The following is a 12,554-nucleotide window of genomic DNA, read 5'->3' on the forward strand; positions in this document are numbered from 1 at the left end:
GAATATTGTATTATTACTGGATAAGTAGTTTAGACTTTCATGTCCCTTTATTGAGACATGAAAGTACCTACAAAATTTATGATAATGGCTATTTATTAACGATTGTTCATGAAATTTTAGTTTAGACTTTTATGTCTTTCTGCAGTTGTAAAAATGTACAAAGACATAAAAATGGATAATTCTATACCTATCATTGTTTTTGGACAAGAAAAGTTGATGCTTCCAAACAGCTAGATAACTGAGTTAAAGAAGTCATAGCTACATTTTGGCTCACCCATACACATAAAGCGACTAAATCTTTTGCTTGGTACTTACTGGTTCGTTGTACAAAGCCAACATCTCTAGCAAGATCTCGTAAGGCATTTGGAGATAGGGCACTTTGAATCTCTTGAGCAAATAGTTGTAATTCGTTAGACACAGAAACAAACATAAAAAACGCCATCCTTTCCTATGATTCTACAGAAAGAATAGCGTATTTTTTCATTTTAAGGGGGCATTTCTTTTTATTAGCTTGATAGCGATGTGGCGAGACCCCCTTAATGAGAAAATGTGATATTTCGTTACCTCTCTATATGTAATATTGAATATAATAATGTATCGTTAAAAATGGAAGCGCTTACTACGATAAAAGCATAAAGATAAATCATTAGCATCAACAACAGAGGAGGAAATAATATGGAAATCGCAATGACAGTTTTAAAATTTGTAGGTTCCGTCACATCAACATCAAGTTAAAACCACTTTTAAAACATTAATAAGTACTTTTTATTTATTATAAATATGAAAGAGGCAATAAAAAACAGTAGTGCATAAAATCCCTACTGTTTTTATTGTTTTTTGTAAGTGAATAATTTAAATTCCTATCTATATAATTTAAACGAATAAATAGCTCCAACGAAGAATACAAAGGCTTCAAATCAAATTTTATTATTTAATATGATGTTACATAATACCAATTCTTTTCTACCTTTATGATTTCTTTAAAATCACTATTAAAATCCGACTTAATTGGTTTTATATCATTAAACGAATATATAAAACCTGAAAAATTATCTAATATACCACGATAAGTATAAAAGAAAATTAAAGTACTATTTTCTTTTTCTTGAACCAATATATCCCCACCATTTTTGGAAGTTGATACAAATTGTTTAGGTAAATGAATCATCTTACTATTATACTCAACATTTGGAAATAACTTTTTTTGTTCTATAAGTTCTATTACTTGTTTACGATCTTCTTTATAAATTATAAAATCTAGTTTCATATATATTTTTACAAAAGGCACATATATACAAATAATAATTATGATTAATTGTATAACTAAAGGTTTCCAGTTTTTACATTTTATAAAGTTTATAATTCCTATAATAAATATTATAAAAAATGACCCATAAATTGCAATACTAACAAACGGCATGAAAAATGGTGTAACTAATTGAACTAAATACCATTTAGTTAAATTATAAATTATTATAATAATACCGCTTATCATTGTAATTTTAGTTAATTTTTTTTCATATTTTATACGCCCTTCCAATTTTAAATCATAATTCTAAATCATTCTATATATTTAATTAAAATGATATCATCAAAAATCGAAAAAAGAGTTCTATATTTCTAGGGGTAGTATCACACATCCATCAACTTAAGAAATTGGTAGTTCCCCAAAACGAAGAAAATTTTCGTTTTGAGGACACTTCAAAATATTAGCTTGAGGGCATGGGATTGAACCCCTAATACTTTATTTTAATAATAATTCTTTTCATAAAATAAAACCCGATTATCAGTCTAAACCATTTTTTAGATTTAACAATAACAAGTGGACATTTTTACATTTCAGATAGTCTCTTTTATTCTAATTTCTTCATTTCTTTCAGTCGTTCTATATCCTTTTCTGAAGCCTTTTCTATTTTATACAATTCATAGCTACCCTTTGTCTCATTTATCACTACAAATTCAATTTCATTCCGAATATAGCTTTTAGTTTTTCCTTTTTTATAACCAATAACATTATCTAATATAGTTTCCCCACTATCTTTTTTATATAAATTATAGCTTACAGGTGGACGACCAATTACATACTTATTATCTGAAAACCCGACTATATCATCTCTTCCTAATCCTGTCGAAACACTCCAGACAAAAATAATCTGAAATATAGAAAAAACAACAATACCGCATAAGAAAACAAATAGAATTGATTTAAAAAATAACTTTAAAAATATCCTGCCCAAAAACATTCCCTCCCATTTCATCTCAGGATAGCAAGAACAAAACGTGAGTTTTGTACGTTAAGAAACCGAATTTTTATATTGTTGAACTCACCCCGTCAATGCCATAAGAAAAAGGGTTACCGCAGTAACCCTTTTTCTTATAATACACGTCATTTAGGTAAGCTATGGATGAATAAAGTCAATCTATGAAATTTCCCACAATTTTTTAACTTCCACCAATTCCTGCCCATTGAATTCCATTCTATATATATCTGGTTTTGATGTCTGTAGTAAAAAATTCAAATCATACTTACTGTCATAATACCCCATCATCAAAGTCATTACAGCTCCATGAGTGCCTAATACTACTTTCTGTCCTCGATAGGTGTTTAATAATTCTTTTAAAACTTTTATAGCACGTTTCTGACAGTCGACATTCGACTCTCCTCCCTTTAAAGCAAAGTCGGGATCTATGAATGACTTTTCTATCAAAGGGAATAATTCTTTATCCGACATTCGTTCCTCTTCAGCAATAAAAATTCTCTCTTTTAAGTCCTCAAATACTATAACTTCTTGTCCTATTTGCTTCGCTAACTGCTGAACAGTTAGAATTGAGCGATTGTATGGACTCGAGATAACAACGTCGATTTCCTCACCTTGTAATGCATCTGTTATTCGTTGAACATCTGATTTTCCTTTTTCAGTTAATCCTCTTGTCTCTTCTTTTCCAAATTTCGGTGAATCCCCGTGTCTCACCATATATATGAAAGTTTTCATAATTGCCTCCATTTTCTCAGTTTTCTTTACAATTCCTCCCTGATATTAGCATATATATCCAAGTTTTTCTCTTTCAATTAACAGAAAAACGCGCGAATTTGAAATAAATTCACGATATTTGTAAGAAAAACTCGAAGTTTTCACTATCCTCAGGTATAAAAAAACGTTATTCTTTCTAAACAAGCTTGATTATTAGAAAGGATGAGATTTTTATGAATCTTTCAATTCGAAGCGAGCTACAATTATTTGCTGAAGAATTACATCAACATCTTACCCCATCATTTTTAGAAAAACTCGCTAGAGAACTAGCTTTTGTACAAAGAAAGCGTAAATTTTCAGGACGTGATTTAGCTATTATTTGTGTGTGGATTAGTCAAAGTGTAGCGAGTGATTCCTTAGTTCGACTGTGTAGTCAACTTCATGCTGTTACAGGAACTCTTATGAGTCCAGAAGGACTAAATAAACGCTTCAATAAGAAGGCTGTTTGCTTTTTAAAACATATCTTCTCTATATTATTAAAAAATAAAATTTGTGAAACATCAGTGATTCCAAGCTCTTCAATTACCTATTTTCAACGGATTCGTATTTTAGATGCGACGATTTTTCAAGTACCAAAACATTTAGCTAGTGTGTATCCTGGATCAGGTGGTTGTGCACAAACAGCAGGTATAAAGATTCAATTAGAATATGATTTACATAGTGGACAGGTTTTAAATTTTCAAGTTGAACCGGGTAAGAACAATGATAAGACCTTTGGAACAGAATGTTTAGCAACATTACGACCTGGCGATTTATGTATTCGGGATTTAGGCTATTATTCACTGGAAGATTTAGATCAAATGGACCAACGAGGCGTGTATTACATATCGCGACTTAAACTCAATAACATGGTGTATATCAAAAATGAGTTTCCTGAATACTTTCGAAATGGAACAGAAAAAAAAACAGTCTCAGTACATCAAAGTTGATTTAGAACACATTATGAATACCTTAAAACCGGGACAGGTCTATGAAATATCAGATGCTTATATCGGAAAGGATAAAAAACTATTTACACGAGTTATTATATATCGATTAACTGAAAAACAACTTCGAGAGCGTAAGAAAAAACAAGTGTATACGGAAAAGAAAAAGGGTATTACGTACTCAGAGAAAAGCAAACGATTAACTGGTATGAACATTTATGTTACCAATACACCTTTGGAATGGGTTCCGATGGAACAAATACATGATTTTTATTCCCTCCGCTGGCAGATTGAAATTATCTTTAAAACTTGGAAATCCTTATTTCAAATTCATGATTGGCACAATATCAAACGAGAGCGATTAGAATGCCACATTTATGGAAAACTCATCGCTATTTTTCTATGTTCTTCTACTATGTTTAAGATGCGACAGTTAATTTTAAGGAAGAAGAAAAGAGAATTAAGCGAATATAAAGCCATTGGAATGATTCAAGACCACCTATACATTCTTTATCAAGCTATACAGCAAAACACCCGAGAAATAACAAAAATTTTAATTCGCCTGTTCCATCTTCTACAGAAGAACGGACGGAAATCTCACAAATATGAGAAGAAAACTGTCTTTGATATTATGGGTGTTGTGTATGAGTATAGTGGATTGAGGAAACAAAAGAAAATTGCATAATTAAAAAAGTGAGACCCATTAGGGTTTATTTGGTATGCGCATTTTTAAGAGTATACTTTTATTTTAACAATGTTTTAACCCGGCTGAACAAGAGTTCAATTTGTTTACACTCTTAAGTTGATGGGCATGGGATTATATCAGGAACTGGTATTTCCATAGATGAAATGAGAATGCATATTAGGAAGGCGAAAGAAAAGATTCGGAATACTGGTTATATTGGAGTAAATGTCCTTTTTGCAATGAATGATTTTGCTGAAAAAATGAAAGCAGCCATTGAAGAAAAAGTTGATTTCATCATATCTGGTGCTGGTATTTCACGAGATATGTATACTTGGGGGAAAAATGCTGACATATCAGTTATTTCAATAGTTTCCTCAGCTAAACTGGCTAGATTATCTGAACGCTTGGGTGCGGCCGCTGTTGTAGTAGAGGGACATGAAGCAGGAGGACATCTGGGTACCGATCGACCTCTATTCGATATATTACCAGAAGTAGTGGCAGCAGTCGAAATTCCCGTGATTGCTGCTGGAGGAATTATGACTGGGAAAGATATTGCTCGTGCCTTAAAGATGGGTGCATCTGGTGTGCAAATGGGTACAAGATTCGTTGCAAGTAATGAGTGTGACGCACCACTATCCTTTAAGGAAAAATATATAAACGCTCGATTAGAAGATACTATATTAGTCAAAACAACTGTCGGTCTCCAAGGTCGTGCGGTTAAAAATAACTTTACTAAATTAATAGCTGATAATAATAAAAAAATAAAAAAGTGTATAAATTGCTTAAAAAACTGTTCTTATCGTTTCTGCACGCTAGATTCTTTGATAACCTCTATGGATGGTGATTGTGAAAACGGTCTTGTTTTCGCAGGTGCACGAGTAAATGAAGTCAAAGAGATTTTGCCCGTCCAAACAATTATTAACAATATTATGATGGAATATAGAGCATGTATTTAAGGTAGCATCCATGTATAGTTCTTTAAAAAATATTTAATGTTTTAAATTCTTATTTTCCTGACGATACATCAACTAATAATTATGGGCATTATTGATCATAAAAAAGAACACCTACAAATGCTGTAGGTGTTCTTTTTTATTTATAATTGGATAATTTCTCTTATTTCTTCTATAGGTAACTTCGTAAATTTCGCAATATCCTCTACAGACATTCCGTTTTTATACATACCACATACTAATTGTATACGCTCGGCTTTTTTTCCTTCTTCAATACCCTTTTCAATACCTTTTTTGATTCCTTGCTCCTCTGCATGAGCAAACTTTGCAGCTTCATCCATTAGGGTTTTTTCCCTCGCTTCATAGGCTTGTCTGAAAGTCGAATCTTGACTCATTCGCTCCCACTTATTCATTGCTTTTTGTAAAATCGGATCTTGATTCATCGCAATGTCCTCCAATGTTTGAGTTAAGTGTTCATCTTCATTTGCCGGAAGTAATAACAGCCAACGAACAAATGAATCTTCCCACGGATTAACCTTCTCTTCCCGCCATTGTTCCATTAATTTAGGAAGCTCTATAACATGAATCTCTATATCATCACTAAACTGCTTTTGCTGTTGTATATTCCATAGCTTTCCCGTTGTATGAAATTCCTCATATTCAGGGGAAAGTACGAAGTTCAACAAATTAATAGTAATTGTTTTACGAAGAGAGCTGTACGGCATCCCTTTTTGTAACTGTGAAGTATATAATTTCCCCCAGTAATACAAACTTCGTTTAATCATGTCGTGATTATTATTCAGCTGAATTTCTACGTTTACTTTAGTACCCGTGTCTAATGTGGCTGAGACATCTAAGATTGATAATTTATCATCCTCATGTTCTCGATGTAAATGTGGATCCTCTAATTGTAGCGACATAATAGGTGATTCTAATGAATTCTTTAGCATGGCATTTAAAAATGTGATAAGAATATCCTCACTACCACTTGTCCCAAATAATTGCTTAAAAGCAAAATCAATTCGTAAATTTACTAATGACATGGTCATGACTTTCCTCTTTCTGTCTAAGAAATTCTCTTTTCTTTATTGTACATAAAAATTAGGTAATCATGCAAATAGGAACATTTACAAAAGATAGCGCTATCATTCTTTTCAAAAATATATATTCATTAGAAGATAGAGGTAAAATTAATAGTTAATTTGGTGAATTATAACATATATTATCTTTAAATAATACCCATTTGAAAAAACAATGGATTATTTGTTACACAATTGTTAAATTTAGGGATATAAAAAGGCTTTCTATATAAAAAATAGAAAGGTGATGGTGTACGGATAAAATATAAGGGGGATTTATATTATGTTTTCAAAAAAACAAAAATTAGTAACAGTGGTTACCACTCTGACGCTAGGATGTGGATTAGTTTTCGGATTAACTCCTACTTCTGCAGATTCTATAAGTAATCCTACTCCTATTAAGGAAGAACAAGTAAGAATACAGATACCTTTTACTGGATATGTTATTTCAGCAGATGATAATTATTTAGTTATAGCTGACACTAATACAAAAGAGGAGGCACTTTCTTATCAAAATAATTGGTGGGAATTAGCTTCTCAGAATAAAATTTTACGTGTTCCTATTACTAGCAAGGATAACTATAGCGTAGGTGAAAAACTAAATATATTTTCCGTAGGATGGACTCACTCTATTCCACCAATCGCTGTTATGCCTGTTATCGAAAAAATAATTGAATAAATTATATATTTTTTACAAAAGAAGATAGCCATTACAAATGGCTATCTTCTTTTAAACTCATTTATTCTAAATTGGACTAAAGAATTCTTGTTTGTAACTATCTTTATAAATTTATGCTATAACAACACTTGTGCACTTTTTTATTTACTGAACTATGCCTTGTTCTTCCTTCTTCATAGCTCTAATGGATTGAGCTACTTTAACCATCATAGAACATTCTATTCTCTTTCGGAAGATTTTACAGCTGAACTCATGTGTTCCCTTAAGAGAACCCGTTGCATGTATTGTATTAGCTGGACAACCGCCACTACAGTAAAGCTGTGCCCAACATTCCTGACATTCCGGTTTTGAATAGCAATTACTTTCCTTAAACTGAGACTGTATCTCTGCTTTTGTAATGCCATCCCATATATTCCCCATACTATATTCTTCTTCTCCCACATACTGATGACAAGGAAATATCTCCCCCCACGGGGTAATAGCTAGATATTCAGTCCCAGAACCGCAACCAGAAATTCTTTTTTGAACGCACGGACCTTCTGAAAGGTCGAGCATGTAATGATAAAATGTAAAACCATTTCCTTTTTCCTCACGGTTTAGCATTTCTTTCGAGAGAATTTCATACTGATTATAAATTTCCAGCAGGTCTTCTTCACAGAGCGCATATGGTTCTTGGGGATTACAGATAACAGGTTCCATTGAGATTTTGTTAAAACCTAAGTCAGCGATGTGATAAATATCATTGGTAAAATCAACATTATTATGGGTATAGGTTCCACGTACATAGTATTCTTTATCTCCAAGCTTCTCAACAAACTCCTGGAACTTTGGAGCGATATGATTATAGCTACCTTTCCCATTGATAGTTTTACGAAGATAATCATGAACTTTTTTTCTTCCATCAAGACTTAATACAACATTGTGCATTTCTTGATTTAAGAATTCAGTAATTTCATCATTAAGCAGCATACCATTTGTAGTAAAGGTAAAACGAAAAGTTTTTTTGTACTCTTTTTCTTTATTTCTTGCATAGGCGACAATCTGTTTGACAGTTTTCCACGCCATGAGTGGCTCCCCACCAAAAAAATCAACATCAAGATTTCGATGATTACCTGAGTTTTCTAATAGAAAATCTATGGCTCTTTTTCCAACCTCAAAACTCATTATGGCTCTATTTCCATTGTATTTTCCTTGGCTAGCAAAGCAGTATTCACACGACAGATTACATGTATGCGCGACATTAAGGCAAAGAGCCTTTACATAAGTGGGACGATTTATCAAATCAATTGAAAGGTCCCTATAATCATCTTCGGTAAAAAGCTTCCCATCTCTTTTTAGTTCTTCAATATCCGCAATTGTTTCTCGAATTTCCTTCTTGGAAACGTGGAAATCATATTTATACTTTTCCTGCATTATTGACAGGATTTCTTCCCTAGTAGTATTCTGATATAGCATAATTATTTCATAAGCAAGATCGTCAACGACAAGTACGGATTCGCTATAAGTATCTAACACGATATTGTATCCATTTAATTTATATTGATGAATCATACTGGATAACCAAACTCCTTTTTCATAAAGATGGCCACCTAAATAAAATATAATTGAATACTATACTTCTTGTTTCCTATTTATTGTATTTTCACACTTTTGATTTGCAACTCCACATGAGGTTTTACAAACAGACTGGCAAGATGTCTGACATGCACCACACCCACCATGTTTTATAGTATCTTGCAGTTTACAAGTGCTCAGTGTTATAATTCTTTTCATTGTTTATAACCTCCTTTTGAAATAATTTTGAAGAACTAAGGTATATGATTGTGATTTTTTTCACAATCATATACCTTAGTTCTTCAATTTCCCACAAATTATTACTAATATACTTATATATTAACGAACTACTTTATTTTACTTTCCTTTCTTTTAACCTTAATTTAAAATATCACGAGAAGGTTAAATATTATCTATTTAACAGTTACATATCGCAAAGCTACATATAGAATAATATTTATTGTAATTATTTATACATTCATAAATACGGTACGTGAAATTACAATATTTATCTTATAATAAATATGGGCGTTTATAACTTTGTGCTACAACTATAAAAAGTCAATCCCATTGGAATTGACCTTTTATAAACTGTGGCAACAGAAGGATGTCATAAAACTAGGATTTGATATTGTAGCATTTCACTTGTGAAAAGTATAACATGATTAACTAAGAATAGATGTGTCAATCCTTGGAACATTAGCTATAACTTAATTTTTTGAGTATATATAATAGTTAGTGGGCTATAGAATTCATCCTATATCACTATTAATAATTAGCGTTTTTTAATAATAAAAAAGGATGTCTAAAAAAATTCTATTTTTTAGACATCCTTTTTATCTATTTTATTAATAATCCTGTAGGAGTAACTTGATATGTTTTTTTCTTGCCTACAAATTCCTGTTTACTATTCTCAAGATTAGTAAGTGTGGCACGGGTCTTTTCCTTCTGTGCTTCTCCCTCTATATGAGTAAACTCTATATAATCCCCTACCTTAACTGGAACGGTTTGGCTTTCAGCATTTTGTTGTCTATTTCCTACAATTTCTTTATTGTACAATATATTGCCCGATGAGTTTTGAACTTTAATGCTTGCATACGTACTAGTAAAATAGGAATGGGGGATACCCGCTTCTAATTTAATCTGCATTTTTTCTGTTGCTCTGTTATATTCTATTTTCGCGATTTCCCGATCATTATATCCCTTTAATGACCAAGCGAATTGATTTCCATCTAAAACCGTTGTTTCTGGCATTTTCTCTACTTTCTTCAAGCCTTCTTTTGTAACTTGATACCTCGCTGTCTTTCCAATGGTTTCATTTTTGTTATTTTCAAGGTTAGTTAAAGTCGCTCGCGTTTTTTCCTTTGTTGCTTCTCCTTCTATATGGGTAAATTCAATGTAATCCCCTACCTTGACGGGCACAATTTGGCTTTCAGCATTTTGTTGTTTATTTCCCACGATTTCCTTATTGTACAGAACGTTGCCAGAAGAATTCTGGACCTTAATACTCGCATACGTACTAGCAAAGTAGGAATGTGGTACACCTGCTTCTAGTTTGACCTTCATCTCTTCTACCGTTTTATCATAATCTACTTTTGCAAATTCTCTATCACTATATCCTTTTAATGACCACGCAAACTTGTTTCCTTCTAAAATTGTTGCTTCTGGCATTTTTTCTACTTTCTTCAGGCCTTCCTTTGTAACTTCATATATGGCTTTTTTTCCAAAGCTCTCTTGTTTACTATTATCTACATTTGTAAGAGTAGCCCTATGTACACCTTCTAGATGTGTTAACTCGATATAATCGCCTACTTTGACTGGAACTTTTTGCGATTCAGCATTTTGTTGTTTGTTTCCATAAATGTCTTTATTGTATACTACTTTTCCTGTTGCATTTTGTACTTTAATACTCGCATACGTTTCATTAAAATAATGATGCGGTACGCCTGCTTTTAAGTCGATTTGCATTTCTTCTGTTGACTTATTGAAATTAATTTTTGCAAACTCAAAATCACTAATTCCTTTTAGTGACCATGCAAACTGCTTTCCTTCTAAAATACTAGAAGAGTTCGGTATATCTGAATTAAAACCTAAGTTATTTAATATAGATTTTAAATCAGGTAAAACACCTATTCTATCATTCCAAGGATCTTGAGATTGTGTTCCTGTATTTGGATTACTTAAAATATTTCTTAATTCGGCTGGTGTATAAGGAGAACCTCGATGTTCTTTAGCAATACCTTGAATCGAGGTTGCTGCCCCGGCAATAATTGGTGAAGCACTTGATGTTCCACTAAATGTTGATGTATATAAATTTGTAGTATTTTGATTTGGATTTGCTGATGTTGTATCAACATTTTCTCCCCATCCATATACATCTAATCGACTTCCATAATTTGAAAACCATAAACGTTTATGTGGAACAGTTGATGATCCCGCCCCAACCATAATAGCACCTGAATCCTTGAAGTCTGGACTATTTCGATTTAAGATCTTTTTTCCATTACGATCTTTAAAATTATCTAAGTCGTTTGAACCATTTGCGCCAGCTTCTATAATAATAATCCCTTTATCTGCACCAACACGAATTGCATCAAAAATATCTGGATGTACTTCTACAGGTAAATATTTATCCCCATACCCATCATATGAAGCTTGTGCCTCTAATAAAAGAACATCCCCTGATTGTAAATTATGTACAGCACTTAAAATAGCATCTGCTGTATTATAAATTCCATTATCCCTAATTTGGGATATTACTTTTACATTTGCTTTTGGTGCAATTCCAATATTTCCAATTTGATTATCTTCGGATGAAACAATTCCTAAAACTGAAGTACCATGAGCTCTATGCTGGCTTATATTTTGTCCAGACATAAGCTTTATATTTTTATTCACTAAATCCTCATGGTTCAATAACCACCCATATTCCATATCCACAAAAGTTGTACCCTTCCCGTCACCACCCTTAATGCTCCAAGCATGCGAGGCATTAATTCCCTTTGGTGCCGCTTCAAGATATCCTTGATTTTTAAATCTAGGATCATCGTACGGATTAACAGATAAATCTTGTAACTGTATTTCAGGGGGTGTCAAAATTTGTTTTTCTTGTATATAAGCCTCCTCTACAAGAGGTGATGTTTCAAATTTTTTCAGTAACAACTCTATTTCTATGTTATTAGGAGCTTGTACAATATAATAATTTAATAAATTATTAGCTGATTGATTAGCAAATGATTTAGAGTGTACTGATAACTTTTCAATCTCTATCGGATTTACTGATGAGAACAGACGATTCAAAGTAAGTTCTTTATTTTCAGAAAATAACTCCTTTAAATTGTTATCATAATCCCCATTTTTTATTTTTTTCTCAATACCATCTTCATAAGGTAAGTCAATTTGATTTTTAAACTTTACAATTAATCTTTCTTCCTGTGAATCTCTTTCCTTGTATGTGACATTATAAGATTCAGCATAAACTTTATTATGAATACTATCATTTTGTAGGATTAGATCTGTTCCTACAAAAGTTGTCATTGCAATTGATGAAATTAGAAACCCTTTGAATATGTTCATACTATACCCGCCAATCTATATTCTCTTGAGATTTTTTTAATGCGTATAATGGTTAAAATTTTTATATAAT

8 protein-coding genes and 3 pseudogenes are annotated in these 12,554 nt (G+C 32.1%); 3 read left to right on the forward strand and 8 right to left on the reverse strand.

The features are described from left to right. Window positions 1–211: 211 nt before the first annotated feature. From AC0ONG_RS27530 to AC0ONG_RS27545, 4 genes and pseudogenes are all read right to left on the reverse strand, one after another. Window positions 212–430, reverse strand: a pseudogene (locus AC0ONG_RS27530) (IS4 family transposase); the annotation flags it as partial. A 501-nt stretch (window positions 431–931) separates the two neighbouring features. After that, a complete protein-coding gene (locus AC0ONG_RS27535) occupies window positions 932–1,495 on the reverse strand; it encodes a hypothetical protein (RefSeq protein ID WP_474205136.1) in 564 nt (187 codons plus the stop codon). 358 nt (window positions 1,496–1,853) lie between these two features. Next, window positions 1,854–2,237 carry a hypothetical protein gene (locus AC0ONG_RS27540; protein ID WP_000532580.1) on the reverse strand — a complete coding sequence of 128 codons (384 nt, stop codon included), beginning with the start codon at window positions 2,235–2,237 and terminating at the stop codon, window positions 1,854–1,856. 183 nt (window positions 2,238–2,420) lie between these two features. Next, the gene (locus AC0ONG_RS27545) at window positions 2,421–2,993 is read right to left on the reverse strand and encodes a histidine phosphatase family protein (protein ID WP_071729429.1); all 573 of its coding nucleotides are present in this window, start codon (window positions 2,991–2,993) and stop codon (window positions 2,421–2,423) included. 212 nt (window positions 2,994–3,205) lie between these two features. On the opposite strand from AC0ONG_RS27545, the pseudogene AC0ONG_RS27550 reads away from it, so the two are divergent. Together AC0ONG_RS27550 and AC0ONG_RS27555 are read left to right on the forward strand one after the other, a co-directional pair. Then, window positions 3,206–4,643: pseudogene (locus AC0ONG_RS27550) on the forward strand (IS4 family transposase). A gap of 122 nt (window positions 4,644–4,765) precedes the next feature. Next, window positions 4,766–5,599: pseudogene (locus AC0ONG_RS27555) on the forward strand (NAD(P)H-dependent flavin oxidoreductase); the annotation flags it as partial. Window positions 5,600–5,739: 140 nt separating this feature from the next. On the opposite strand, the gene AC0ONG_RS27560 reads toward AC0ONG_RS27555, so the two are convergent. After that, window positions 5,740–6,645, reverse strand: a complete 906-nt coding sequence (locus AC0ONG_RS27560; RefSeq protein WP_053512732.1) for an Rpn family recombination-promoting nuclease/putative transposase — start codon at window positions 6,643–6,645, stop codon at window positions 5,740–5,742. A gap of 313 nt (window positions 6,646–6,958) precedes the next feature. Here AC0ONG_RS27560 and AC0ONG_RS27565 point away from each other — a divergent pair, with 313 nt between their 5' ends. Beyond that, window positions 6,959–7,354: a DUF3221 domain-containing protein gene (locus tag AC0ONG_RS27565; RefSeq protein ID WP_053512733.1), complete on the forward strand. Its 396-nt coding sequence runs from the start codon at window positions 6,959–6,961 to the stop codon at window positions 7,352–7,354. A gap of 144 nt (window positions 7,355–7,498) precedes the next feature. Here the strand turns inward: AC0ONG_RS27565 and scfB are convergent, their stop codons facing one another. The 3 genes from scfB to AC0ONG_RS27580 form a co-directional block, all read right to left on the reverse strand. Beyond that, entirely contained in the window at window positions 7,499–8,905 is a 1,407-nt protein-coding gene (gene scfB / locus AC0ONG_RS27570; RefSeq protein WP_474204910.1) for a thioether cross-link-forming SCIFF peptide maturase, read from the reverse strand. 60 nt (window positions 8,906–8,965) lie between these two features. Beyond that, window positions 8,966–9,127, reverse strand: a complete 162-nt coding sequence (scfA, locus tag AC0ONG_RS27575; RefSeq protein WP_098437708.1) for a six-cysteine ranthipeptide SCIFF — start codon at window positions 9,125–9,127, stop codon at window positions 8,966–8,968. 621 nt (window positions 9,128–9,748) lie between these two features. Then, window positions 9,749–12,484 carry a putative mucin/carbohydrate-binding domain-containing protein gene (locus AC0ONG_RS27580; RefSeq protein WP_474204913.1) on the reverse strand — a complete coding sequence of 912 codons (2,736 nt, stop codon included), beginning with the start codon at window positions 12,482–12,484 and terminating at the stop codon, window positions 9,749–9,751. Window positions 12,485–12,554: the final 70 nt, after the last annotated feature.

It is taken from the genome of Bacillus sp. TCT6, from assembly GCF_056033845.1.

What these genes read in the sequence shown, in the direction of transcription:
- AC0ONG_RS27535 (WP_474205136.1), bottom strand. Translation starts at nt 1,495, where the DNA reads ATGATAAGCGGTATTATTATAATAATTTATAATTTAACTAAATGGTAT.
- AC0ONG_RS27545 (WP_071729429.1), bottom strand. Translation starts at nt 2,993, where the DNA reads ATGAAAACTTTCATATATATGGTGAGACACGGGGATTCACCGAAATTT.
- AC0ONG_RS27560 (WP_053512732.1), bottom strand. Translation starts at nt 6,645, where the DNA reads ATGACCATGTCATTAGTAAATTTACGAATTGATTTTGCTTTTAAGCAA.
- AC0ONG_RS27565 (WP_053512733.1), top strand. Translation starts at nt 6,959, where the DNA reads ATGTTTTCAAAAAAACAAAAATTAGTAACAGTGGTTACCACTCTGACG.
- scfB (WP_474204910.1), bottom strand. Translation starts at nt 8,905, where the DNA reads ATGATTCATCAATATAAATTAAATGGATACAATATCGTGTTAGATACT.
- scfA (WP_098437708.1), bottom strand. Translation starts at nt 9,127, where the DNA reads ATGAAAAGAATTATAACACTGAGCACTTGTAAACTGCAAGATACTATA.
- AC0ONG_RS27580 (WP_474204913.1), bottom strand. Translation starts at nt 12,484, where the DNA reads ATGAACATATTCAAAGGGTTTCTAATTTCATCAATTGCAATGACAACT.